This window comes from Erythrobacter epiphyticus, from assembly GCF_034653295.1.
GTDB lineage: Bacteria > Pseudomonadota > Alphaproteobacteria > Sphingomonadales > Sphingomonadaceae > Erythrobacter.
In genome coordinates this window covers 247,602-272,612 of record NZ_JAYEEU010000004.1, presented here as the reverse complement: position 1 = coordinate 272,612, position 25,011 = coordinate 247,602, and the positions used below count along the sequence as shown (strand labels likewise).

Annotated in this window: 24 protein-coding genes; 9 read left to right on the top strand and 15 right to left on the bottom strand. The window is 64.1% G+C overall.

Features of this window, described 5'->3' with window-relative positions; translation table 11 throughout:
- The first annotated feature begins 182 nt into the window (after positions 1-182).
- The 7 genes from SOQ14_RS03365 (at position 183) to SOQ14_RS03335 (ending at position 7,035) form a co-directional block, all read left to right on the top strand.
- Positions 183-1,046: a cobalamin B12-binding domain-containing protein gene (locus SOQ14_RS03365; protein WP_322896626.1), complete on the top strand. Its 864-nt coding sequence runs from the start codon at positions 183-185 to the stop codon at positions 1,044-1,046.
- Between the two features lie 13 nt (positions 1,047-1,059).
- A complete protein-coding gene (gene ppsR / locus SOQ14_RS03360; RefSeq protein ID WP_322896625.1) occupies positions 1,060-2,484 on the top strand; it encodes a transcriptional regulator PpsR in 1,425 nt (474 codons plus the stop codon).
- A 292-nt stretch (positions 2,485-2,776) separates the two neighbouring features.
- Positions 2,777-3,691: a chlorophyll synthase ChlG gene (gene chlG / locus SOQ14_RS03355; protein ID WP_322896624.1), complete on the top strand. Its 915-nt coding sequence runs from the start codon at positions 2,777-2,779 to the stop codon at positions 3,689-3,691.
- A complete protein-coding gene (locus SOQ14_RS03350; protein WP_322896623.1) occupies positions 3,691-5,070 on the top strand; it encodes a BCD family MFS transporter in 1,380 nt (459 codons plus the stop codon). The genes chlG and SOQ14_RS03350 overlap by 1 nt, the downstream gene beginning before the upstream one ends.
- Positions 5,067-6,263, top strand: coding sequence for a geranylgeranyl diphosphate reductase (locus SOQ14_RS03345; RefSeq protein ID WP_322896622.1), 1,197 nt, complete (start codon positions 5,067-5,069; stop codon positions 6,261-6,263). Before SOQ14_RS03350 ends, SOQ14_RS03345 begins: the two co-directional genes overlap by 4 nt.
- Before the next feature lie 10 nt (positions 6,264-6,273).
- Positions 6,274-6,756 (top strand): TspO/MBR family protein, encoded by a 483-nt coding sequence (locus SOQ14_RS03340; protein ID WP_322896621.1) that lies wholly within the window; start codon positions 6,274-6,276, stop codon positions 6,754-6,756.
- Positions 6,757-6,771: 15 nt separating this feature from the next.
- Positions 6,772-7,035, top strand: a complete 264-nt coding sequence (locus SOQ14_RS03335; protein ID WP_322896620.1) for a hypothetical protein — start codon at positions 6,772-6,774, stop codon at positions 7,033-7,035.
- Between the two features lie 211 nt (positions 7,036-7,246).
- Here SOQ14_RS03335 and pufM read toward each other — a convergent pair whose 3' ends face one another.
- From pufM to SOQ14_RS03290, 9 genes are all read right to left on the bottom strand, one after another.
- Positions 7,247-8,224 (bottom strand): photosynthetic reaction center subunit M, encoded by a 978-nt coding sequence (gene pufM, locus SOQ14_RS03330; RefSeq protein WP_322896619.1) that lies wholly within the window; start codon positions 8,222-8,224, stop codon positions 7,247-7,249.
- Positions 8,225-8,239: 15 nt separating this feature from the next.
- Complete coding sequence (gene pufL / locus SOQ14_RS03325) at positions 8,240-9,064, bottom strand: photosynthetic reaction center subunit L (protein ID WP_322896618.1); 825 nt, start codon at positions 9,062-9,064, stop codon at positions 8,240-8,242.
- A 98-nt stretch (positions 9,065-9,162) separates the two neighbouring features.
- Positions 9,163-9,357, bottom strand: a complete 195-nt coding sequence (gene pufA / locus SOQ14_RS03320; RefSeq protein WP_273677142.1) for a light-harvesting antenna LH1, alpha subunit — start codon at positions 9,355-9,357, stop codon at positions 9,163-9,165.
- Positions 9,358-9,437: 80 nt separating this feature from the next.
- The gene (gene pufB / locus SOQ14_RS03315) at positions 9,438-9,584 is read right to left on the bottom strand and encodes a light-harvesting antenna LH1, beta subunit (protein WP_322896617.1); all 147 of its coding nucleotides are present in this window, start codon (positions 9,582-9,584) and stop codon (positions 9,438-9,440) included.
- 171 nt (positions 9,585-9,755) lie between these two features.
- Positions 9,756-11,201 (bottom strand): chlorophyllide a reductase subunit Z, encoded by a 1,446-nt coding sequence (gene bchZ, locus SOQ14_RS03310; protein ID WP_322896616.1) that lies wholly within the window; start codon positions 11,199-11,201, stop codon positions 9,756-9,758.
- A gap of 67 nt (positions 11,202-11,268) precedes the next feature.
- Positions 11,269-12,846: a chlorophyllide a reductase subunit Y gene (bchY, locus tag SOQ14_RS03305; RefSeq protein ID WP_416232719.1), complete on the bottom strand. Its 1,578-nt coding sequence runs from the start codon at positions 12,844-12,846 to the stop codon at positions 11,269-11,271.
- A gap of 5 nt (positions 12,847-12,851) precedes the next feature.
- Entirely contained in the window at positions 12,852-13,856 is a 1,005-nt protein-coding gene (locus tag SOQ14_RS03300; RefSeq protein ID WP_322896615.1) for a chlorophyllide a reductase iron protein subunit X, read from the bottom strand.
- Positions 13,856-14,818: a chlorophyll synthesis pathway protein BchC gene (bchC, locus tag SOQ14_RS03295; RefSeq protein ID WP_322896614.1), complete on the bottom strand. Its 963-nt coding sequence runs from the start codon at positions 14,816-14,818 to the stop codon at positions 13,856-13,858. The genes SOQ14_RS03300 and bchC overlap by 1 nt, the downstream gene beginning before the upstream one ends.
- Before the next feature lie 136 nt (positions 14,819-14,954).
- On the bottom strand, positions 14,955-16,076 hold the full coding sequence (locus SOQ14_RS03290) for a methyltransferase (protein WP_322896613.1): 1,122 nt from the start codon (positions 16,074-16,076) through the stop codon (positions 14,955-14,957).
- A gap of 116 nt (positions 16,077-16,192) precedes the next feature.
- Between SOQ14_RS03290 and crtD the strand changes: the two genes are divergently transcribed.
- Complete coding sequence (gene crtD, locus SOQ14_RS03285; RefSeq protein WP_322896612.1) at positions 16,193-17,764, top strand: 1-hydroxycarotenoid 3,4-desaturase CrtD; 1,572 nt, start codon at positions 16,193-16,195, stop codon at positions 17,762-17,764.
- The gene (locus SOQ14_RS03280; protein ID WP_322896718.1) at positions 17,698-18,603 is read left to right on the top strand and encodes a carotenoid 1,2-hydratase family protein; all 906 of its coding nucleotides are present in this window, start codon (positions 17,698-17,700) and stop codon (positions 18,601-18,603) included. Before crtD ends, SOQ14_RS03280 begins: the two co-directional genes overlap by 67 nt.
- A 122-nt stretch (positions 18,604-18,725) precedes the next feature.
- Here the strand turns inward: SOQ14_RS03280 and SOQ14_RS03275 are convergent, their stop codons facing one another.
- The 6 genes from SOQ14_RS03275 to SOQ14_RS03250 all read right to left on the bottom strand — a co-directional run bounded on the left by SOQ14_RS03275 (position 18,726) and on the right by SOQ14_RS03250 (position 25,005).
- Complete coding sequence (locus SOQ14_RS03275; RefSeq protein ID WP_322896611.1) at positions 18,726-19,040, bottom strand: hypothetical protein; 315 nt, start codon at positions 19,038-19,040, stop codon at positions 18,726-18,728.
- Between the two features lie 375 nt (positions 19,041-19,415).
- Positions 19,416-19,583 (bottom strand): hypothetical protein, encoded by a 168-nt coding sequence (locus tag SOQ14_RS03270; RefSeq protein WP_322896610.1) that lies wholly within the window; start codon positions 19,581-19,583, stop codon positions 19,416-19,418.
- A 17-nt stretch (positions 19,584-19,600) separates the two neighbouring features.
- A complete protein-coding gene (bchO, locus tag SOQ14_RS03265; RefSeq protein ID WP_322896609.1) occupies positions 19,601-20,479 on the bottom strand; it encodes an alpha/beta fold hydrolase BchO in 879 nt (292 codons plus the stop codon).
- Between the two features lie 3 nt (positions 20,480-20,482).
- On the bottom strand, positions 20,483-22,216 hold the full coding sequence (locus tag SOQ14_RS03260; RefSeq protein ID WP_322896608.1) for a magnesium chelatase subunit D: 1,734 nt from the start codon (positions 22,214-22,216) through the stop codon (positions 20,483-20,485).
- On the bottom strand, positions 22,213-23,214 hold the full coding sequence (gene bchI, locus SOQ14_RS03255) for a magnesium chelatase ATPase subunit I (protein ID WP_322896607.1): 1,002 nt from the start codon (positions 23,212-23,214) through the stop codon (positions 22,213-22,215). Before bchI ends, SOQ14_RS03260 begins: the two co-directional genes overlap by 4 nt.
- A 99-nt stretch (positions 23,215-23,313) precedes the next feature.
- The gene (locus SOQ14_RS03250; RefSeq protein ID WP_322896606.1) at positions 23,314-25,005 is read right to left on the bottom strand and encodes an ABC transporter permease; all 1,692 of its coding nucleotides are present in this window, start codon (positions 25,003-25,005) and stop codon (positions 23,314-23,316) included.
- Positions 25,006-25,011 lie beyond the last annotated feature (6 nt).

Sequence of the window (25,011 nt, the reverse complement as noted above, 5' to 3'; positions counted from 1 at the left end):
TGCGCGTTTGCGTGTTCTGGGGAAAAGGCGTATGGGTCATGCGTGGCTTCTTCGGGATCAGGGCCAGATTGCATGCGGGATGTGACGCGTCCCGCATCGTCCTGGACACTTTGTCCGCATGATCTGACAGGGGGCAGCCGATGGGAGAGGCCAGCAATTCCGGCACATTTGGGACCAGCGCCGTGTCCTGGCGCGATATTCTGGCCAGTCCCTTTGAGCGGGTGCGCAAGCGGGTAGGCAAGGGCAAATACTCGGCCACCGACTCCATCGAATCGATCACCACCGTCATCGAAAGCGAGATCATTCCGCGCCTCTTGATGGCGCATAATGCGGGCGGGCCTGGCAGTGATGCCGCGCATCCCGGACTGATCGATGGCACGGATATCAACCGCTTCGCCCTGCTACCGCTACGGCTGGAGGCGGCCGGTCTGCTTGAGGAAGTCGATGCGCTGATCGAGCGCGGCGCCAGTGTCGAGGCGATCTGCGTCGAATTGCTCGCGCCCGCCGCCCGCCGGCTTGGCGAAATGTGGGATCGCGACGAATGCGATTTCATCGATGTTACAATGGGTTTGTGGCGCCTTCAGGAAGTGATGCGCGAGATTTCGGCGCGCTCTCCGTCGCGCCGCTTTCCCTATCCGGAATCGCGCAGCGCGTTGTTTTCCCCCATGCCCGGGGATATCCACACCTTCGGCAGTCAGATGATCGAGGAAGTCTTCGCCCGCGCCGGCTGGCAGAGCGAGGCTCTGGTCAATCCGGAACGCCGCGAACTGCTCGATCGGGTGGCGCATATCCCATTCGATATCATCGGATTGACGCTTACCCGCGATTGCCCTAGCGCCGCGCTCGGCAATCTTATCAGGGCGATCCGCAGCGTTTCCGCCAATCCGCATGTCGCGGTCATTATCGGCGGGCGGGTTGTCAACGAGAACCCGTCAATCGTTGCGGAAGCCGGCGCAGATGGCACAGGCCATGATGCGCTGAGTGCCCTTGAGCTTGCCGAACAACTCATACTCGCCGCCCCAGTCAAGGCTCACCATTTGCGTTAGGTTCAATCACCGGATGCTCACACGCAAACATTCCCTCGATGGCAAAAAGCCGTTCGGCGCTGCGGCCGAACTGTTCGGTGCGCTTGACGCTGCTTCGGCCATGCGCATGGCGCTGGTGGCGGGCGATGTCGCGCTCGTGCTTGATGATGCCGGAACCATCCTTGATGCGGCCTTTGATCCGCGCGATTTTCCCAGCTTTTCCAATATTATCGGCAGCAACTGGATCGATATCGTCACCGAGGACAGCCGTCACAAGGTGATGGAAATGCTGGCCGCTGCGCGGCGCGGCGAAGTCCAGCCGTGGCGCGAAGTCAACCATCCGACCCGCGATGGCGAATTGCCGGTGCGCTATTCGGTGCTCAGCATGAATGGCGGCGAATATCACATCGCCTTTGGCCGCGATCTGCGCGAGGCCGGGCGCCTACAGCAGCGCCTTTTGCAGGTGCAGCAGGCGCTTGAGCGCGACTATCTGCGGATGCGCCAGCTCGAAGCGCGCTACCGCATGCTGTTCGAGCGTTCGTCTGAAGCGGTGATGATTATCGAGGCGTCGAGCTTGCGTATCCGCGAGGCCAATCCGGCAGCGCACGGCATGTTCGGCGCGCGCGCCGGGAGCCTGCCGGGCAAGAAGCTGCTGGGCGTGCTTGATCGCAATTCGCGCGATGCGGTGCAGGCGCTAGTCGGCTCGGCGCTGGTGTCCGACAATGTCAGCCCGATCACCTTGCGCCTGTCCAAGGGCGCGCGTGAAGTGCAGGCTTCGGTGGCCGGTTTCACGCAGGATCGCGGGCAGTTTTTGCTGCTGCGGCTGGTTGTCATCGGTGAGGGAGCAGAGCCTGCGGGCGTCCGTGTTGGCGAACTCATCGATCAGATGCCCGATGCCTTTGTGGTGGCCAACAGCAATCTCGAAATTGTCAGCGCAAACAGTGCCTTCGTCGAAATGGTGCAGGCGGCGAGCACGGATTCGTTGCGCGGGCGCCAGCTTGGCGAAATCATTGGCAGGCCGGGCATTGATCTCGATCTGATCGAAGGCCAGATCGATCAGCACGGCGTTGCCCGCAATGTCAGCACGGTGGTGCGGGTGGGCCGCGATATCGAGGGCGAAGCGGTGGAACTCTCCGCCGTGCGCACCGGCGGGGAGGAGCCGTTCTACGCCTTTGTCATCCGCCCGATCGGGCGGCGGATGCGCGACGTTCCGGCCAGCAGCACTGATGAATTGCCGCGTTCGGTCGAACAATTGACTGATCTGGTCGGGCGCATGTCGCTCAAGGATATTGTGCGCGAAAGCACCGATCTGATCGAGCGGCTGTGTATCGAGGCTGCGCTCTCCTACACCTCGGATAACCGGGCCTCTGCCGCTGAAATCCTTGGGCTTTCACGCCAGAGCCTTTATTCCAAGCTGCATCGCTACGGGCTCGGCAATCTGACGGGTGACGGCGACTAGCGCAAGCTTCACGGCGGTTCGCATAGTGGCCCGAATTTGCCCGAAAATGCGGGTAAACGGCACCAATCTCCACGATAATGCACAAATCCTGCGGGGATCGGGCTCCTTGCGGGGGCATCGCCGGCGCGCCCGGCGGCTGCGCCCGGCGATGAGAATCAGGGTAGCTTGACACCCTGCTGACCCGACAGGTTTCAGGGCCAATCAGTGCTTCCCCTCATCATTTCCCGATTTGTTGGAGACAAAGTGTCAAAATAATTTGACGCTTTCGCCTGTCAGACATAGCCTCGCGCACATGGATCAATCTGTGCCCTCGACTCGCCCAGCGACGCGCAGCCCCAATCTTCCTGCGCCCCGCGATGTGCTGCAATTGCTGAAACCGATCACCTGGTTTCCCCCGATGTGGGCATTCATGTGCGGGGCGGTTTCGTCCGGCGCTGGCCTTGAAGGGCGCTGGTGGTTTGTTGCCGGGGGCGTGCTCTTGGCGGGGCCGCTGGTCTGCGGCACCAGCCAAGCGGTGAATGACTGGTTCGATCGCCATGTCGATGCGATCAATGAACCGGATCGCCCGATCCCCTCGGGCCGCATACCCGGCCGCTGGGGTCTTTATATCGCCATCATCATGAGCCTGATTTCCGCCAGCATCGGCTGGCTGCTCGGGCCGATCGTGTTTGTTGCCGCGCTTGTCGGTCTGGCTTTCGCATGGGCCTATTCCGCCCCGCCGTTCCGTTTCAAGGAAAGCGGCATGGTCGGCCCGCTGGTATGCGGCCTTACCTATGAAGGGCTGAGCTGGTTCACCGGCGCGACAGTGATGCTCGGCGCCATGCCTGCGAAAGAAGTGATCTTCGTGCTGTTCTTCTATTCGCTCGGCGCGCACGGGATCATGGTGCTCAATGATTTCAAGGCCGTCGAGGGCGACCGGCAATCGGGCTTCACCTCGCTCCCGGTTGTCATGGGGGTGGAAGCCGCCGCGCGCTTTGCCTGCACCACCATGGCGGTGAACCAGATCGTGGTGATTGGCCTGCTGGCGCTGTGGGGCTTTGGCTGGTCGGCGCTGATCGTCACCGCCTCGCTGCTGGCGCAGATCGCCGCCATGCCAACCCTGATCCGCGATCCGGCGGGCAAGGCGCCATGGTATAATGGTGTGGGCGTGACGCTCTATGTGCTTGGCATGCTCGCGGCCGCCCTCGGCCTCGGGGGTTACATCTGATGGGCGGCGTGGCTTCCCCGGCATCGTGCGCTCCGGCAAGCGTAACGGGAGAAGCCGGGTTTGGCTGGCTTGCGATTGCCCGTATCGGCATGGTGCAGGCGTCGATCGGCGCGCTGGTGATGCTGGCAACCACCGTGCTCAACCGGCTGATGGTGGTCGAATATGCGCTCGCCGCGGCAATCCCGGCAGGCTTGGTGGCATGGCATTATGCCGTGCAATTGTGCCGCCCGCTGTGGGGCCATGGTTCGGACAAGGGCCGCGCGCGGGTGCCGTGGATCATTGGCGGCGTGGTGGTGCTGTCGCTTGCTTCCTACATGGCCACCCATGCGACCTTGCTGATGGTGCCATCGCCGCTGATCGGGTTTTCGATGGCGATTGCCGCCTATACGCTGATTGGCGTGGGTGTGGGGGCAGGGGGCACCTCGGCGCTGGCCCTGCTTGCATCGGGCGTTGCGCCGCGCCGCCGCGCTGCTGCTGCGGCGTTGACGTGGATCATGATGGTTGCGGGCATTGTCGCCTCGGCGATCACGGTCGGCAAATTGCTCATCCCCTATTCGCCCGAGCGGCTGCTCTTGGTGGCAGGCGGGCTGGGCATGGTGATGATAAGCCTTACCGTGGTCGCGACCTTCCGGCTTGAACGGCAAGCGGGCAGCTTTGCCGAAACCGCCAAGGATGGCCCCGCGCCTGATTTCAAGGCTGCGATCCGCGAGATCTGGGCCGAGAAAGCGGCGCGGCGCTTCACCATCTTCATCTTCGTCTCGATGATTGCCTTCTCGATGCAGGATCTCATCCTCGAACCTTTCGCGGGCCTGATCTTTGCCATGTCGCCGGGGGAATCGACCCAGCTTGGCGGCACGCATCAGGCGGGCATTCTGCTTGGCATGATCATCACCGGGATCGGCGGCAGTGCCTTTGCCGGTGATGGCAAGCGTGATTTGCGCAGCTGGGTGGTGGGGGGATGCCTCGGATCGGCAGCGGGGCTCGCCGGGCTTGCCATGGCTGCTGTCCACGGGCCGCCGTGGCCGCTGGCGATCAACGCCTTTGTGCTGGGTTTCGGCAATGGCGTCTTCGCTGTCGCCGCGATCGGGACGATGATGGGATTGGCCGGCGCCGGTGAGAACACCCGCGAAGGCGTGCGCATGGGCGTGTGGGGGGCATCGCAAGCCATTGCTTTTGGCCTCGGCGGTCTGATCGGCGCGGTCGGCGTCGATTTTGCGCGTCGCTGGCTCGGCGAGGATGGCGCGGCCTTCCAGATGATTTTTGCGGTGGAGAGCGCGGCTTTCGTGCTCGCCGCCATTCTGGCTTTCGGGATTGCCGCGGTGCGCGCGCCTTCCAAGTCCAGACCGACACAACCGGGTGAGAGGGAGATGTTCGCATGACCGAGGCTATCTATGATGTCGTCATTGTCGGCGGCGGGCCGTCGGGCTCCACCGCGGCCAATGATCTGGCGCTGGCTGGACATTCGGTGCTGCTGATGGAGCGGGGCGGGCGGATCAAGCCCTGCGGCGGGGCTGTGCCGCCGCGGCTGATGGCGGATTTCGACATTCCGCAAAGCCTGCTGGTTGCCAAGGCGCGCGCGGCGCGCATGATCGCGCCCTCGGGCCGCGCAGTCGATATGCCGGTGGGCGAGATCGGCTATGTCGGCATGGTTGACCGGGAGGATTTCGATGAATGGCTGCGTGAACGCGCGCGCTCATCGGGGGCGGAACGTCTTACCGCCACCTTCGAGAAGATCGAGCGCGATGATATGCCGCATCCGATCGTCACCTTCCGCCGGACCCGTGGCGGCCCGATTGAACGCGTGCGCGCACGCTGCGTGATTGGCGCCGATGGTGCGCGTTCGGCCGTGGCCAAGCAATGCTTGCCGGGCGCCGAGCGGGTGCCTTGTGTCTTTGCCTATCACGAGATCATCAAATCGCCCGAAGGCACCTCGGATGCCTTTGATCCGGCGCGCTGCGATGTGTTCTATCAGGGGCGGCTCTCGCCCGATTTCTACGCCTGGGTCTTCCCGCATGGCGACACGGCGAGCATCGGCGTGGGCAGCGCCAACAAGGGCTTCTCGCTGCGGGGCGCGATTGCCACGATGCGCGATGATCTCAAGCTGGATCGCTGCGAGACTGTCCGCCGCGAAGGCGCGCCGATCCCGCTGAAGCCCTTGAAGCGCTGGGACAATGGCGCTGATGTGATTGTCGCCGGCGATGCTGCGGGCGTGGTGGCTCCGGCCTCGGGCGAGGGGATTTACTACGCGATGATGGGCGGGCGCGTGGTCGGTGAGGCGGCAAGCGCCTTCCTCAAGACCGGGGATGCCAAGCAGCTGCGCACCGCCCGCAAGAAGTTCATGAAAGAACACGGCACGGTGTTCTGGGTGCTCGGGATCATGCAGTATTTCTGGTATCAGAGCGACAAGCGCCGCGAACGCTTTGTCACGATCTGCGATGACAAGGATGTGCAGGAACTGACCTGGCAGGCCTACATGAACAAGAAGCTGGTGCGCGCCAAACCGCTCGCCCACGTCAAGATCTTCCTCAAGGATACCGCGCACCTGCTAGGCTTGAGGCCCGCAACGCGCTAGACTTCCCCTCATGAACCGGATGATGATCCTGCCGGTGACCGTTGCGACGGTTGCGGCGATATGCGTCGCTGCCCTCGGTGCAACGATTACCGACCTTGGCCCGTGGTATCAGGGCCTTGCCAAGCCTGCGTGGAACCCGCCTGATGTGGTGTTCCCGATGGGCTGGACGCTGATCTACGCGCTCATCACCATCGCCGGGATCAATGCCTGGCGCGCGGCGCGCACCTCGGCACAGGCCGAATGGGTTATCAGCCTGTTCGCGCTCAACGGATTTCTCAACATCCTGTGGAGCATCATCTTCTTCCGCATGCAGCGGCCCGATTGGGCCTTTGTCGAAGTGATTGGCCTGTGGCTCTCGATCGTGGTGCTGATTGTCTATTGCGGGCGCTTCTCGAAAAGCGCGGGGTGGCTGCTGCTGCCCTATCTGGGATGGGTCAGCTTCGCCGGAGCGCTCAACTGGGCGGTGGTGGAGCTCAACGGCCCGTTCGGCTGAGATGAGCCCGCGCCCGTGATCGAAGCCATGTTTGCAAGCGGCCACGCCGCTGATGTCGTCCTCGCCGTGCTCGCGGCCGAGGCATGCTGGCTGCGTTTTGCCAAGGGCTGGCGCGTGCTGGCGATTGCCGGACTGCTTGGCCCGGCGGTGCTGATCGTGTTCGGGTTGCGCGCCGCGCTTGTGGGGGCGGCATGGTGGTGGATTGCACTGCCGCTGGCGGTGTCCCTCCCGCTCCACCTTATGGATCTGCGTTCGCGGCTGAGTGATCGCAAGGGCTGAGCGCGGGACCCTTCTGGCGAGGGGCAGCGCGCCGGTGCCTGAGCGCCCGCGCTCCCGTTGCCCTTTGCCCTTTCAAGGCTAATCCCTGCCTCCACGCCCTTCGGTGCCCAAACAAAAGCCCCGCTCAAGCGAGGCTTGAGCGGGACGTTTTTGAGGTTTGCGGTAGCGATCAGACCCTCGGGGACTGACCGCCAGAGCCAAGCCGGGTGGGTTACTTGCCCTGCCCCGAGGCGCCTGCCACCGCGTCGCTCACATCGTAGTTTTCACCGGTCGGGGCATAGTAGTGTTCCTGTGCCCAGATGTACCAGTTATCGACCACAGTGCCGGTCAGCAGAATGCCGATCCCGCCCGTGAGCGTCACCAGCACTGCGAACCACCAGGCCCAGCGGTGGATGGATTCGAACGAAGCGTTGAAGCCCATCACCCAGCGCCAGTAGAGCGCGCCGCGCTCGGCCGCAGTGCCGCGATCGGTAATCTGTTCGATCTCGCGCTCACCGCCGTAGCGGCCGAGTGCCAGAATGGTCGCCCCATGCATCGCGAACAGGAGCGCCGAACCATAAAGGAAGACGATCGAGAGCGCGTGGAACGGGTTGTAGAAAAGGTTACCATAGACCAGCGAGAAGTTGTTGGTCCAATCGAGGTGGCTGAAGATCCCGTAGGGAACCGCTTCGGCCCAGCTGCCCAGCAGCATCGGGCGGATGAAGCCCAAGACCAGGAACAGCCAGATCGCCGAGGCAAAGGCCCAGGGAATATGCATCCCCATGCCCAGCGCCTTGGCGCGGTAGTAGGTACGGGCCCACCAGCACAGCACCGAGATGGTCAGGAATGCGCCGGTCATGATGAACCAGCCACCCTTTTCCAACGGAACAAACGGGCTGAAGCCATATTCCGGCCCCGGCGGATCAAGCGAGAGCCAGAAGAACTCGCGCATGAAGGCCTGCGGGCTCCAGTTGACCTGGGCGGCAAAGTTCATCCCGATGATGAACAGCGCCATCCCCCCGAAGGCAAGGCTGATAACGCCCAGCCAGCCGAGGTAGATCGGGCCAAGCTGTGCCTGACCGATCTTGCCCATCCAGTAGGAATAGCCGGTGAAGGGCAGGCGCCCCTCACTGCCATCGAGGTGGGGCACCCCCATTTCGGGAGCTGCCTTGACCTGCACCTGGGTAAAAATGTTTTGATAAGTCGCCATGATACAGGTGCTCCTTTACGACCAGATCGGGATACGTTTCCAGAAATCCCAGAACTCGATCCAGCTGCCGACATACAGAGTGCCGGAGATCACGATACAGATGGCGCTCCAGAACCCTGCGTTGAGCGCAAGGAACAGCCCCACCCGGTGAATGCCTAGCGTGCCCACCGAATAGCCGATGAAGTCCCGGAAATAGGTATCTTCGTATTCGGGCGACTTCACATTGGTCCCGCCCGACGGGTTGACCGCCGACAGCACCAGACCGCCATGCAGTGCGAGCGCGAGCGCGTTCGTGAAGAAGAACGTGATCGCGAGCATGTGCACGGGGTTGTAGTGGAAGTTACCAAAGGCATAGCCGACGTTCGACACCCATTCGAGGTGCGTCCAGATCCCGTAAGGGAAGCCATTGGCCCATGCGCCCATCAACACCGGACGGATCACATTGAGCGTAACGTAGGCAAAGACGGCAACGCTGAAGGCGATCGGGACATGATAGCTCATGCCCAGCTTGCGGGCGATTTCCGCTTGCCGGCCGACCCACGAGCAGAACGCGACCACAGCGCAAGCCGTGATCACCTGCCAATACCCCCCTTCGGAAAGGGGCGCAAAACCCAACCCGACCTCTGCCGAGGGCGGATTGATGGAGATCAGCCAAGGGTTAAGTGTCGGACCTTCGACGGCGGCGGCGAAAATCAGTGCAGTCCCAAGAAGCGCACTGATTGCCGTCGTCACCCCAAAGAATCCAACATAAAACGGCCCGACCCAGAAGTCGAAAAGGTCGCCGCCGATCAATGTGCCACCGCGTACGCGGTATTTCCGCTCGAAACTAAGGAGCGCCATAGGTCCATCCTCCCCGCCATAGCGGCGGGTTTTGAAGTTTTCGCCAGAGTGTCAGGAGGCAGGCAGGCGAACCTGCCCCCTCACATGTTGGACAGGTGTTACCCGGCCGCCGGAGCTTCCGACGACTCGATAGCAGCCTGAGCCGGCGCAGGCGCACCCGGGGCGCGCTCGAGCCAGTTGTAGCGATCCGTGCTCAGCAGGATGAAGTGGATGGTGAAGGCCAACACGGCCAGACCCACATGCAGCGCAACCAGAGCGCGGCGGATGTCAAAGTAGAACCAGATTCTCCACATGGGAAAATTCCTTTTCTTGAAAAGCGATCAATCGATTGGTGGACAGCCCGAGGGCGAGCCACCTCACAGGTTTGATCGGATCAGAGCCAGGGCTTGTAAGCCCACATCAGGGCATGAGCGACGAGCGCAATCACCACGTAAAGGGTGAAAGTACCCATGAAGCCCTTGTGGATTTCCTGCGCCTCTTCAGGTGTCAGGTAAGTCCCTACGCGTTCCGGATCAGTCATTGGTATGTCTCCGTTCAGTTGGGTAGAAATGAGAGCCCGAAAGCTCCCGGCTGCATCCCCGCGTGATCCCCCACGTGGATTGGATGGCCCCTTTGTGTGGGGCAAACGGGGCCGAGGCCGCGGGACGAGCCCGCAGCCTCGGCATGGATTGGGTCAAGGCGGGCCCGCCTATCAAGCAGTCGCCCCTTCAAGCAGTGCCTCATCGAGGCAATCTGCCGTCACTGTATCTGCGCCGCGCTGGCGGGCGGCTTTCTCGGCCGCATCGCGCAGGCGCTTGGCTGCCGAAATGCGGATCAGCACAGGCTGGGCCTCCACCAGCGCGTCAAGCCGCGCCTTGGCTTCGTTATCCCAGTTCAGTTCGGTGAGGCTGCGCGCCGGGGTCTTGTCGACCTTGTCCATCTCGGTGCCGAGCGGCAGGATGTGGAACAGCGCATCGAACAGCGCATTGCAGACTTCCTGCAAAAGATAGCTCGCGCCCGAATAGCCCATGAACGGCGTGCCGGTGTGACGGCGGATCGCTGCGCCCGGGAAGCTCGCCGGGATATACATGCCCCGGCCGCCGCACTCCGTCATATACATGCGTTCGTTGTAGCTGCCGAACAGCACCAGCGGCGGATTGGCATAGATCGCCGCGCGCACATCTTCGTTCTTCGGCTTGACCCCGGCGGTGCGCGAAAACGCAAAATTGCAGGGCATGCCGAGATCATCTTCGAGATAGGCGCGGATGCCGCGGGCATAGGTTTCATTGGCGACAATGCCGAAGCTGGCGGTCGCGAAGAAATCCTGCGTCACCGAACGCCACAGATCCCACAAGGGCTTGATCGTGGTGTGCTTTTCCCGCTCGATGAAGGGCTCGGGATCAAGGCCGAGCTGTTCGCCAAGCGCGCGCAGGAACTTGGTTGTCTGGTTGAGGCCAACCGGCGCCTGGAAATAGGGCACTTCCAGCGTCTCGCACAGGTTGCGGCCATATTCGCGGTACATGCAGATATTGGCATCAGCCGTGGCGAGCTTGCTGATATCGGCAAGGTGCGTGCCGAGCGGGAAAACCAGTCCGACTTCCGCGCCGATGCCTTCAACAAGGCGGCGGATTTCGGCCAGATCGGACGGCATGTTGAACATGCCGTAGGCCGGGCCGATGATGTTGACGCGGGGCTTTTCGCCGTCCTTGCGTTCGCGCTTCTGCGGCATTTTCTTGGGGCCGAATTCGGTCCACAGCCACGTCAGCGCGCGGTCAGCCGATTGCCACTGATCCTCGTCAATGGTGCGCGGCAGGAAGCGCTTGATATTGGTGCCTTCGGGCGTCACGCCGCCGCCGATCATCTCGGCGATCGAGCCGGTCACCACCACGCAGGGCAGTTCGGGGTCGAGCGTCTTCCACGCCCGCTTCATCGCGCCTTCAGTGCCGGTCTTGCCGAGCTCTTCCTCGCCAAGGCCGGTGACAACGATGGGCAATTCGTGCGGGGGCAGGGCATCGGTGTAATGCAGCACCGAGGTGACCGGGAGGTTTTCACACCCCACCGGGCCATCGATGATAACCTGCAGGCCCTTCACCGCGGTGAAGACATAGGTGGCGCCCCAATAGCCGCCTGCCCTGTCGTGATCGAGAACCAAGGTCATGCCTCACCTCCCGCGCGACGTGACGAGAGCACGACGAAACAAACAATGCCGTGATCGAGAACGAGGGTCATGTGCCAATCGCCTCCGATGCCTTGCGCGCGGCTTCATTGAGCGCGGCGTATTTCTTGCGGAACTTGGGCCGGTCGACGGGGAGATCTTCCCACACGCCGGCAGCATGTTCGGTGCCGACGCCTTCGAAGAAATCGCGCATCGTGTCGAACCGCGCCTTGTTGCCCATCGCGGCGTTGATCACCGTGGCAAGGCTGCCTGCGCCCGCCGGGCCCATCAGCGGCCGCGCCGAGATGAGATTGGTGAAGTAGAGCGACGGGATCGCCTTGGTCTTGGCATGCTGCACCACGGGCGTGGTGCCGATCGCGAGATCGGGGCGATATTCCTCAACCGCGGCGATGTCCTGTTCAAGGCTGGCGCGGAAATTGACATGCACCCCGCGCGCTTCAAGCCATTCGCGGTCAGGATCCGACCACTTGGTGCGCGGGCAGGCGCTGCCGACATAGGCGACTTCGGCGCCGCTTTCGACCAGCAGGCGGGCGACCAGCAGTTCCGAACCTTCATAGCCCGAAACCGTGATGCGGCCCTTGATCGGCATCTGCGCGAGCGCGCCCTTGCAAGCACCGATCATCGCGTTCTTGACGCCATCCACCTGCGCTTGCGGCAGGCCGAGCGTATCCCCCAGCGCCTGGAGCCACGCAGCCGTGCCATCCGCGCCGACCGGAGCCGAACCGATAATCGGACGGCCTGCGGCTTCGAATTCGCGGATGCTGGCGGTGTAGAAGGGGTGGATCGCGGCAACCACCGCGCAATCGAGCGCGGCATAAAGCTCACGCCATTCGCGGGTCGGCACAACCGGGCCAGCGGCAAGGCCCAGCGGCGCGAGCATTTGCCCGATCACCACCGGATCAGCCGGGAACATCTCGCCGAGCAAGGCCACGCTGGGACGATCCGAGCGTTCGCGCGGCGCGGCGACAGGGCCGACCATCACTTCCTCGCGGGCGTAGTTGAGCATGGCGCCCGCCAGAATGTCTTTCGCTTCGGCATGGGTCGGCACGCCGAAGCCCGGCACGTCGATCCCGATGATGCGCACGCCGTTGATCTGCTTCTTCAGCAGGCGCAGCGGCACGCCGCTGGCGGTGGGGACGCAGAGGTTGGTGACGACAATCGCATCGTATTTTTCGGGATCGGCCATGTCCTCGACCGCTTCCTTGATATCCTCAAAGAGCTTGCCGGTGACGAGTGTTTCCGAATTGAACGGGACATAGCCCACCGTCCGCCGCGCGCCATAGAAGTGCGAGGTGAAGGTGAGGCCATAGACGCAGCAGGCCGAGCCCGAGAGCACCGTGGCGGTGCGCTTCATGCGCAGGCCGACACGCAGGCTCCCGAAAGCGGGGCACATGGATTGCGGCTGATCATGCGGGCCGGCATTCGGATCAACCGGGTAATCGGCCGCATAGCGATCAAGGATATCGCTCTTGCCGGCAGCACGGGCCGCCGCGAGCATCGTTTCCTTGCCGCCGTGGCAACCAGCGCCGGTATCGGTGGCTTCGGAGATAGGGGCACCTTCGGGCGCATCGACAAGATCGATCCGGTCCGGGGCGCGGGTATCGCCTGTGGGGGTAAGATCGTCCATCGCGCTTATGCCTCGTCGTAGATCACTTCGAGGCTGGGGCGTGTTTCAAACACACCGCCGCGCATATCGGCCTGCGTGGCCGGGATCAGCATGACATCACCGCCGGTGTCTTCCGGGCTGAACAGGCCGAGCAAGCCGTCCTGCGTGAGCGGGGTGGGGCGCACGGGCGGGGCTTCGGCGACATTGGTGGCGAGCTCTTCAAAAATGCTTGCCCATTCGCCGCCGGGTACGCCGATGATCTGGTAATTCGCGCTCTTGCGGCGGATATCCTCGTTCGCAGGGATCGAGGTGAGCACCGGAATGCCGACCGCATCGGCAAAGGCCTGGGCTTCGCCGGTGCCATCATCCTTGTTGATGATCATGCCCGCGACGCCAACATTGCCGCCCATCTTGCGGAAATATTCGACCGCCTGGCAGACATTGTTCGCCACATAGAGCGACTGCAGGTCGTTCGAGCCGACCACGATCACCTTCTGGCACATGTCGCGGGCAATCGGCAGGCCGAACCCGCCGCAGACCACGTCGCCGAGGAAATCGAGCAGGACGTAATCAAAACCCCAATCGTGGAAGCCCAGCTTTTCGAGCAATTCAAAGCCGTGGATGATCCCGCGACCACCGCAACCGCGCCCGACTTCCGGGCCGCCCAGTTCCATCGCGAAGACGCCATCACGCTGGAAGCACACATCCTCGATGCTGACTTCTTCGCCGGCGAGCTTCTTCTTTGAAGACGTCTCGATGATGGTCGGCACGCTCTTGCCGCCGAACAGCAGGCTGGTGGTGTCGGACTTGGGATCGCACCCGATCAGCAGCACGCGCTTGCCCTGCTGCGCCATCATGTAGGAGAGGTTCGACAGGGCAAAGCTCTTGCCCGAGCCACCTTTGCCGTAGATCGCGATGATCTGCGTTTCTTTCTTCACCTCGCCGGTGTGGACCGGATCAGGTTCGTGGCCAGCTTCTTCACGCAGCAAAGCGGCCTGATCGGCCAAAGTGGGATTGTCGAGAACACTCATCAGCAATCGCTCCAGTCGAGAACCATTTTGAGGCATTCAGGATCGCTGAAGGCCTGGGGGTAGGCTTCGTCGGCAGCCGTCGCGGGGCGGCGGTTGCTGATGAGGCCGGTGAGATCGAGTTTGCCGGTTGCAATCAGATCGCGGGTTTCCGCGAGATCGACCGGCTGCCATTCGGCGGCGACACGCAAGGTCGCCTCCTTCATGAAGGCCGAAGGGAAGGCGAAATTGAGACGATCGGAATAGAAGCCCGCGAGCACGATCTCGCCGCCCTTGGCCATCCGCATCACGAGGCTATCGATGATGTTGGAATCGCCGCTGGCATCATAGATGGCGCGGTAGTCGCGGCGCTCATCCTCTTCAGGATGCATCACGCTGTAACCGAGCGCGCCGTCGCGGCGCGCCGCATTGGTTTCCCATACGGTCGGTGCCGGTGCGCCCAGTGCCACGGCCAGCCGCGCAATCAGACGGCCGAGCACGCCATGACCGATCACCAGATCGGGCAGTGCGCAGCGATTGGCCGGATTGCCATCATAGCCGCCGCCATTGATGGCGTGGAGGGCGGTGGCAGCGAGCGCGCAGAGCACACCTGCTTCGCCGAGTTCTTCGGGAATGGGAATGGCGCGCGCGGAAGGCACGATCACCCGGCGGGCCGTGCCGCCGAACAGGCCGCGCGCATCCTGATAGCAATTGGCGCCGGGCACAAACACCCAGTCACCGATCCGTGCGCGGGCTTCGGGGCCGGCATCAACAATGCGGCCTACAGATTCGTAACCCGGCACCAGCGGATAGCCGAGGCCGGGAAAGGGCGGCATTTTGCCCGTCCACAGCAGCTTTTCCGTGCCAGTGCTGATCCCGCTGTAATGAATATCGACGACGACGTCGGAAGGCTGAACCGGGGTCAATTCCAGTGTCCTGAGCGCAAGCCGCTCAGGCGCTTCAAGAATGACTGCCAAGGTGTTCATCAAGCGCTCCCTTGCTTCCGATTCCCGAGCCGCATGGGCGACTCAGCCAATCTGGAAAACCACTCTCCTATCTGTTTGCTATGCCTTACACCTTGGACTGTCAACTTATTTGGACAACATTCGGTGGGGAGGCGCTTCAGCGGTGCGCAATGATGATGCTGGTGTTGACCGGTTGCGCAGTTGCGACGAAGCGCGCCCGCGAAAAGCCCGCCGCGTGCAGCATCGCGATGATTTCCTTGGGGCTTCTCGCCCGCCCTGATCCCATCGCCCACAGATAGAGCCCGAAGAAGGCCTCTCCCATGGCTTCGGCGCCGGGCACGCGGGCCATCGGTTCGGCGATCAGCAGGCGCGCACCGGGGGCAAGAGACTTGTGGATATTCGCCAGCAGGGCCTGCGCGGGCGCATCATCATGATCGTGGAGGATTCGCACCAGCGACACCATGTCAAAACCTGTCGGGATCGGATCGGCAAAGAAGTTGCCGCCATGCGCCGTAATCCGGCTGGTTTCCAGTTTTTCCCCAAGAATTTCAGCGCCTTTTGCGGCGACTTCGGGCAGGTCGAAAAGCCCCAGTGCGAGATGCGGAAAGGCGCTGCCGATCGCCCCGAGAAAGGCCCCGTGCCCGCCGCCCACATCGAGCAGGCGGCGCACATCGCGGAACGAGACCGAGGCCAGCACTTCATCCGCCACGAAGTGCTGCGAGGCTGCCATCAGCTGCGAATATTCCGCCGTATCCCGACCCCGTTCGCCCGCACCGTGGAGCGCTCCGGCATAGGTCCAGAAGCGCGACAAATGCGTGGGTTCGCGCCGGTCCTGCCGCAGCAGCGCCATCGGATCTGCCAGATCGGCGTAGAGCAGGCGGTGGTGGCGCACCATCGCCTGCACCCCGGGATTGGCGGCAATCACCGCGCCCTGTTCGCCCAGCATCCAGCCATCAGGCCGGGCTTCTTCCGAGAGCATCAGCGCCCGTCCGGCGCGCAGCAGGCATGCCGCTGCCTCGACCGAGAGATCAAGCCTTTCAGCGACTTGGGCGGTGGTAACTGGGCCTTCGCCAAGCACCTCGAAGATGCCGCTTTCGACATAGGCGCGCAGGGTTTGCGCGTAGGCAAAGCCGGCCAGCATATCAAAGGCACCGCGCGCGCGACTTTTCGCGATCCAGCGGATCAGCGGCAGGCGGGCGGCCCAATATTGGAAGCGCGGGCTCGCAAACAGGGCATTGCGCCGCGCCACATAGCCAACCTTGAGCGCGGCAAAATCCATCAATACCTGTCCAAATGTGATCCCATATGTCTAATTCATTGGACAGACCAATCAGTAAGGTCAATGATATTGTCTGTCTGTCTGTCTGACATGACAGCACAGGGCAGGGAGGGCCAGTGAGCACGCGAGTCGTTGTCATCGGAGCGGGAATCGGCGGGCTGACCAGCGCCGCGTTGCTGGCTGCGCGCGGGGCTCAGGTGATCATCTGCGAGAAAGAAGCCTGGGTCGGCGGGAAGGCGCGCCGCGTGGCGGTGGATGGCGCCGAAATCGATGGCGGGCCGACAGTTTTCACCTTGCGCGAAGTCTTTGACGAGGTGTTCGCCGCTTGCGGGGCGCAGCTTGATGATCACATCACCGCCGCCCCTGCCGAGATTGTCGCCCGCCATGCCTGGGATGCGCAGGGCCATCTCGATCTCTATGCCGATCCCTTGCGCAGCGAGGATGCGATTGGCGCGTTCGCCGGGGCGGATGCCGCGCGCGGCTATCGCAATTTCCGTCTTGAAGCGCAGCGCATTTTCAACGTGCTCGAACAGCCCTTCCTGCGCGGGGACAAGGCCTCCACCCCGTTTCCGATGATGCGCCAGATCGGCCTCACGCGGATCGGCGACATGCTGGCGATGCGCCCGTTCGATCGGCTGTGGGATGCGCTTGGCGAACATTTCGCCGATCCGCGCCTGCGCCAATTGTTCGGGCGCTATGCGACCTATTGCGGTTCCTCGCCCTATCAGGCGCCTGCCACGCTGATGCTGATCGCCCATGTCGAGGCGCGCGGGGTGTGGCTGATCGACGGCGGGATTCATGCGCTGGCGAAGGCCATCGCCGGGCTCGCCGAAAAGCAGGGTGTGGTGATCCGCACCGGGACGCCGGTGGCCGAAGTCATGGTCAAGGGCGGCAAGGCCAGCGGGGTGCGGCTCGCCTCGGGGGAGATGATCCCCTGCGATGTCGTGATCATGAATGGCGATCCCAATGCTCTGGCCGAGCTGCGGCTTGGCCGGCAGGCGTCCTATGCCGTGCCGACAGTGCCACCGGCCAAGCGCTCGCTCTCGGCGCTGGTGACCTATGCCCACGCCGCGACCGAGGGTTTCCCGCTCACCCATCACAATGTCTTCTTCTCGCCCGATTACGCGCGCGAATTTGCCGAGATCGCCGGTGGCCGTCCACCGTCTGATCCTTCGGTCTATCTGTGCGCGATCGATCGCCCGGCGCGCGAGGCGGATAATGCCACGCTGCCCAAGGGCCAGCGCGAACGCATCCAGATCATCGTCAATGCGCCAGCCAATGGCGACAACCACCCCTATCCCCCTGAGGAGATCGAGCAATGCACGAAAGCCATGAGGAACTCGCTGGCGCGCTGCGGCCTCATAATGGAGGAAGCAGCGCCCCATATCGTGATGAGCCCGCATTCGTGGGAGGGGCTGTTCCCCTCCACGGGCGGCGCGCTTTATGGCAGAGCGTCGCACGGCTGGGCGGCTTCCTTCCAGCGGCAGGGGCCGAAAACGAAGCTGCCGGGTCTGTATTGCACGGGCGGGGCGACGCACCCGGCGGCGGGCGTTCCTATGGCAGCCTTGTCCGGCTTGCTGGCAGCGAAGGTCATCGCACGGGACCTCGCTTCGACGAAGCGATTCCTCCCGGCGGCTATTCCTGGTGGTATGTCGACGCGATCAGCGACGACGGAGCCCACGGCCTGACGATCATTGCCTTTCTGGGCAGTGTCTTTTCGCCCTATTACAAGCGTTCGGGCCGCAGCGATCCGCTCAACCATTCCTGCCTCAATGTCGCGCTCTATGGGCCGCAGGCGCGCTGGGCGATGACCGAGCGCACCCGCGGGGCGGTGAGCCGGGATGAACATAATCTGGCGATCGGGCCGAGCGCGGTGCGCTGGGATGGTGATGTGCTCGAAATCACCATCGAGGAACGCGACAAGCGGCTGTTCAATCCGTTCCAGCGCCGGGTCTGCGGCACGGTGCGGGTGTATCCCGAAGCGCTCAATCCCGCCGCCTTTGCGCTCGACCCGGCAGCCAATCACGTGTGGCATTGCCTTGCCCCGGTGGCGCGGATCGAAGTGGAAATGACCTCGCCCGCCGTATCGTGGCAGGGGCGGGCCTATCTCGATCACAACCGTGGACGCGAGCCGCTCGAAGCAGGCTTTCGCACCTGGCACTGGTCGCGCGCGCATCTGAAAGAGGGCGCGGTGGTGTGTTACGAGGGTGAGCGGTCGGATGGTTCGCTGTTCGCCAGCGCGCTGCGCTTTGGTGCGGATGGCGCGCCCGAGCCGGTCGATCTGCCCCCCGTGGCGCAATTGCCGCGCAGCGCGTGGCGGATCGCGCGGGTGACGCGCTCGGATATCGGGGTGGCGCGGGTCAGGCGCACGTGGGAGGATACGCCCTTTTATGCGCGCTCCGAACTGGCATCGCGCTTTGCCGGGGAAGAGGTCGTCGCGGTGCAGGAAAGCCTCGATATGCAGCGCTTCGCCTCGCCGCTGGTGCAGTTCATGCTGCCCTACCGGATGCCGCGCAAGCGGGGGTAGGGAAGCGATCAGATCGGCTGCTTTCGGGAAGGGCTTGCCAAAGAGCGCATGCCCGGAAATGGGTGGATTGGAGACTGGCGGCTTACCTTGGCCCGGGGACATCATGGGCCCCATCCGTCACGCTATATGATGATCGGTTTCGGCCCTGCGCGCCCTTTCATCCTGAACGGTTGACGTCGCCAGACATCAAGAAACTCCTCTACAAGGGCCGCCGCTTCATCCGTGGTGCCAGGAAACTGTCTTTTGAGATCAAGCGACTCAACCTTTATCGCATCCCGCTCCGGTGGAAATTGCTCCCTGACATTGAATTCGAAACTCCATTCAGGGGCCGAAATCCTCCAACCTGTTCTGCCGTCTGGGCCGCCTCTGATGAGTTTCGCAATCATCTCACGCTCCCGATCCACATAATGGCCGCGCTCACTTGGTTCGAACGCCATCTCTGCAATCCTCATCCAGCTCGCGTCCCTCTGTAATCGTGCGCTTGATAAGGCAACTGCCAATGACCGAAATGGGGTCGTTTCCCGAACGGCAGCAACTTTTTTCGAGCCGGTGATAGCCGCCATGCCGCTTTCGGGATCACGTGTTGGCCCGGCTTATGGCGGGATGTGGGTGGTTTTCTGCCGTCATCCACACCGTCTCCCCGGACTTGATCCGGGGCCCCGCTGCCTTTCTCTCGGTCTGCAAGCAAAGAAAGCGGGATCCCGGGTCAAGCCCGGGAAGACGATGAAGAGATGAGCGAAACGGGATCGTTCCCCGAACGGCAGCTTTTCTCTGGAAGCAGCAAAAGCGGATACGGCTGCAGCCCCAGCGCCTCACATCCCCGCCGGGCGATCCTCCTTGGCAGCCGCCTCCTTCGCGGCTTTCTCCGCGCGGGTCTTTTTCAGCATCCGGTCCATCTTGACCCATTGCCACACGCCAAAGCCGATCGCGATCCCGTAGAACAGCACCAGCTCGATCCAGCCATATTCTCCGCCGTGCATGCTGACTCTCCGGTGTTTCAGGCTTCGGGTTGCGCGAGGAATGCGCGGATCAATGCCGCCGTTTCTTCAGGCGCTTCTTCATGGGCAAGATGGCCGAGCCCGGGCAGGACTTCAAGCCGCGCTTGCGCGATCCAGCCCGCCGCCTCGCGCGTCCAGTCGAGCGGGATCGCCGCATCGCGATCCGAATGCACCAGCAGCACCCGATTGCCGATCCGCCCCATCCGCGCCTTGAGCGTCGGCAGATCCCAATTCGCCATCATCGCGAGCGCGCCCTTGGCGTGGGCGGGATTGCGGAACAGCGCGGCATAGCAGGCCATGCCAGCCGCATCGATGCTCGATCCGGTTGAACGCTTGAGGAAACGCTCGACCTCGCCTTCGCGCATCAGCGAGCCCGAGAAGATGCGCGGCACCAGCGGGTTCACCAGAAACAGCTTTGCCACCGCCGGGAAGAGCTGCGCGCCGATGCCGGGGAAGGGGCGCAGCGCGGCGTTGAGCCCGATGATCGGCGCGGCATAGCCATGATCGAGCGCCAGTTGCAGCGCGAGCGCCGCGCCCGCCGAATGGCCCACAATCCCAGCAGGGGTGACATCAAGCGTCTTCAGCAGCCGCGCCAGCTCGCCCGCCATGCGCGGCAAGGACAGTGCATCGGGCGCATGGCCGGTGGTGAAGGCATGGCGCGGCAGATCCACCGCGATCACGTCGTGGTTCTGAGCCAGCAGGGGCATGAGGTCGCGCCAGGAATGCACCGATGCGCCCGTGCCGTGGAGCAGCAGCAGCGGTTCGCCTGAACCCATCCGCTGGACATGCCAGCGGGCGCCCCCGATGGAGACAAATGCGCTCGCCTCGCGGTGTGGCCAGATCAGGCCCTCACGCTGCCAGTCGAGCGGGCGGGCCATGCTCTATGCGGCCTTGCCGAGCGGCTGGGCGGCCTGGATTGCCTGTTGCAGCATCCTGGCATCGGCGCGTGGCAAGGCGAGAAAGCGCCCGCCCATCGCATTCGCGAGCGCTGCGCCTTCGGGGCCGGGGCGAGCCGAGATATCGACCACGAGGCTATCAATCCCGCGCGCATAGATCGCCCGCGCGGCGGCCTTGGCATCCTCATTGGCCTGCGCACGGCCCGGCTGGCCATCGGCGGTGATGTTGGCGCGGCCATCGGTAAGGATCACAAGGCTCGCGCTGCGGCCCTTGGCAATCACCCCGTCGGCACATTCGCGCGCCGCGTTGAGCCCCATGGCGAGCGGCGTGCCGCCGCCGCCGGGCAGTTCTGAAAGCGCGCGCTTGGCCCGCGTCAGCGAGCGGGTCGGCGGGAGCAGCACTTCGGCAGTCGCCCCGCGAAAGGCGATCAGCGCGACTTCGCTGCGGGTGACATAGGCCTGCGCCAGCATCAGTTCGACCGCGCCCTTGGCTTCGGACAGCCGCGCAGCAGCGGCCGAGCCGCTGGCATCGACGGCGAAGATCGTGACCCGCGCGGCGCGTTCCTCGAACCGGCGGATGCGCAGGTCTTCCTTGCGCATGATGATCGGCGCATCGGCATCCATGCCCTTTTCGCGGCGCCGCACATTCTGCCACGGCACGGCGGCGCGCAGGGAATCGATCAGCGCGAGCCGCGCTCCGCCGCGCGGCATCCCGGGGCGCGCGCCCAGCGGCTTGCCGCGCATCCCCGATTTGCGTTTCTGCCCGGTGCCGGTGCTGCTGCCCCGGCGCGGTGCATTCCCCTGCGCAAGCTGTTCGAGCAGATCGCGCGGGATCGCAGCCTTGGCCGCTTCGACCAGCAATTCCTCAAGATCCTGCTGCTGCGATTGCTGCGTCTGATCATCGGGGGGATCGGAGGCATTGCTATCGGGCGGCGGCTGGTCTTCGGGAGGCTGATCGGGCGGACTGTCGTCGGGCTCGGGCTGCTCTTCCTGCTGGTCTTCGAATTCGGGGAACCGCGTGGCACGGGGTGCGAGCACAAGCCGCACGGCGGTCGCCAGATCGGCATCTTCGGCGACGGCGCGCCCCGCCAGCAAGGCCGCGCCGCGCGCGGCTGCTTCGGCAAAGATGAGCGCGCGCACATCATCAACGCCGAGCAAAACGGCAGTGGTGGCAAGGCCGCGCAATTGCTTGTCATCAAGCGGCGCGACATGGCCCCAGCCCGCAGCCGGAACCGGCGGCAATTCCACCCCTTGCCATTGCCGCGAGGCGGCAAGATCGCAGCGAAACGCCGCGCGCTCCATCAGGCTGGTGGGCGGGGAATCATCGGCCTCGACACTGTCATCCAGCATCACAAGCGCCGCTTTGGCATCATCCAGCGCTTGCACCAGCCGTCCGGCGACGCTGGTGTCCATGCGCTCGGCCATCGGAATGATGAGCGCGCCGTTCTGCGCTTCTTCGATCAGGCCCTTCTGCACGATCGGGCGGCCCGCTGCGAGGCTGGCGGCAATATCAATCCCGCCGAGCAGGCGTTCATCATCGACATGGCCCGGCATACGCCGCAGCGCGATCGCGCCCGCGAGCGCTTCGATCAGGGCATCGCGCGCCGGCGAAGAGCCGCGCAGCACCACCCCACCAAACACCTTGGGCGCAAGGGTAAACAGCCGCGCGGCGATCAGAGCATCCGCTAACGGATCAGCGGCCGCTTCTGTCTCGTTCATCCGAACAGCTCTTCGATGGCGCGCGTGATGCGCGTGGTCGAACCGGTTTCATCGAGCACATCGCGGCGCAGCCGGTGGCGCAGCGCCGAAGGTGCAATCGCGATGAGGTGCTGGCGATTAACCGATTTCGCGCCTTCGAGCGCGGCATAGGCGCGCGCGGCGCGCATCAGCGTCAATTCGCCGCGCAAGCCATCGGCACCCACCGCGAGACACAGATTGGCCGCATCGCGCAGCACATCATCGCCAGGCACTAGCTTGGTCAAGCGGGCCTTGCCGCGCGCGATCTTCTTGAGGATTTTCTCATCCTCGCCCGCCCAGCGCTCGGCAAAGGCCACCGGATCGGCTTCGTTGGCGGCGACAAGCCGCATGATCTCGATGCGGACTTCCAGATCCTTAGGGGTGCGCACTTCGACCGAAAGCCCGAAGCGGTCGAGCAGCTGCGGGCGCAATTCGCCCTCTTCGGGGTTGCCGCTGCCGATCAGCACGAATTTGGCCGGGTGGCGGACCGAAAGGCCTTCGCGCTCGACGACATTCTCGCCCGAGGCCGCCACATCCAGCAGCAGATCGACGAGGTGATCTTCGAGCAGGTTGATTTCGTCGATGTAAAGGAACCCGCGATGCGCCTTGGCGAGCAGGCCCGGTTCAAACGCCTTTTCACCCGAACGCAGCGCGCGTTCGAGATCGAGGCTGCCGATCACCCGGTCCTCGGTCGCGCCGAGCGGCAGATCGACAAAGGGCACTGCGCGCTTTTTGAGCGGGCCGTCGCCAACCACGCCCGGATAGCGCGCCTGCTCTTCCTTGGAGCAGCCATAGGGGCAATTCGCGATTGCCATGATCGGGGGAAGCAGGCTGGCGAGCGCGCGGGCCGCGGTCGATTTGCCCGTGCCGCGGTCGCCGAACACCATCACCCCGCCAACCGAAGGATCCACCGCTGCGATAAGCAGCGCTTGTTTCATCTCGTCCTGACCGACGATTGCTGAGAAGGGAAAACGTGCCATAGGGCTGCCCTAATGGACGTTCTGCGTGCTGGCGACAAGCCCAAGTGACAAGCTGGATTGACACTTTTTTGTGGGTTTCGCGCCAAAGCCGTCCAACGGCTATTTTTCGTCGATCCGGTTGAGCAGCAGCACTGGCAAAAGTCCGGCCGCCAGCAGGATCAGCGCGGGGATCGAGGCTTCGACGAGGCGTTCATCGCTGGCGAGGCGATAGGTGCGGGTCGCGAGCGTTTCGAGATTGAACGGGCGCAGGATCAGCGTGGCGGGCAATTCGCGCAAGGTGTCGATGAAGACGAGCGCGGCGGCTGCGGCAAGGCTCGGCGTGAGCAGCGGCGCATAGATGCGCGCCAGCACCCGCGCCGGGCCTGCGCCAAGGCTGCGCGCCGCGGCATCGAGATTGGGGGGAATGCGCGACAGCCCGCTATCCAGCGTGTTGTAGGCGACGGTCAGGAAGCGCACCGACAGCGCGTAGATCAGGATCACGCTGGTGCCGGTCAGCAGCAATCCGCCAGTGTAACCCACAGCTTCGCGCGCCATCCGCGTCAGGCTCTGATCGAAAGCGCCCAAGGGTGCCAGCAGGCCGACCGCGAGGAGCGCACCGGGCAAGGCGTAGCCGAGCGTGCCCAGCCGGATCGCCAGCGTCACGAGCGGACTGGTGCTGCGGGCCTTGGCGAAGGCGAGCAGCAGCGCGGCGATCACGCAGGTCAGCGCGGCGGCAAGACCAAGCCACAGGCTGCCGCTGATATATTCGCCGAGCGCGCGCGTGGCTGCCTGTGCCGCATCCTGCGTCGCAAGCCAGCCGAGCCATCCCGCCGGAATGACAAAGCCGAGCAGCACCGGCAGCGCGCAGGCGATCAACGCCAGCGCCTTGCCAAGGGGGCCTTGCGTGACCAGCGCCTCGCCCTGGCGCGCGGCCAGACCATCGCGGCTTGCACTGCGCCCGGTGCGGGTGCGCGCTTCGAAGATCACCAGCACGGCGACGAAGACCAGCATCATCGCCGCCAGCTTGAGCGCAGCCTGCTTGTCGCCCATGGCCAGCCAGCTGCGGAAAATCCCGGTCGAGAAGGTGGGGATCGCGAAATATTCCGCGACTCCGAAATCGGCGAGCACTTCCATCAGCACCAGCGCCAGCCCGCCAGCAATCGCGGGGCGGGCTGCTGGCAGGGCGACCCGCCAGAACGCTGTGCGCGGGCTTGCGCCAAGGCTGCGCGCGGCGCGGAATTGCGACAGGCTTTGCGCGGCAAAGGCCCCGCGGGCGAGCAGATAGACGTAAGGGTAGAGCACCAGCGCCAGCACCAGCGCGCCGCCCGGCAAGGATCGGATCGCGGGGAAGGTGTAATCGGCAACGCCCCAGCCGGTCGCCGCGCGCAGCGCGCTTTGCACCGGGCCGGCGAAGCTCAGGATATCGGCATAGATATAGGCCGCGATATAGGCGGGCACGGCCAGCGGCAGCACCAGCGCCACCGCGAGGACGCGCCGCCCCGGAAAGGCCGCCGCGCTCACCAGCCATGCCGTGCCGGTGCCGATCACCACCGCCAGACTGCCTGCCAGCGCCATCAACAAGGCGGTGTTGGCGACATAGTGCGGCAGCACGGTGCGGGCGAGGTGGGCGATGGCGTCCATCCCGCCAGCCAGCGACGAGCCGAGAATGGCGGCAAGCGGCAGGCCTGCCAGTGCAGCGATCACCAGCGCGCCCAGCGTCCACCCGCTTGGCATCGCCGCACCTGCGCTGTCGCCCGCCGCACCACCGCTTGCGCTTGCCTGCGAGGCGGCAAATTGCCTAAGGCGGCTCACCCGCAA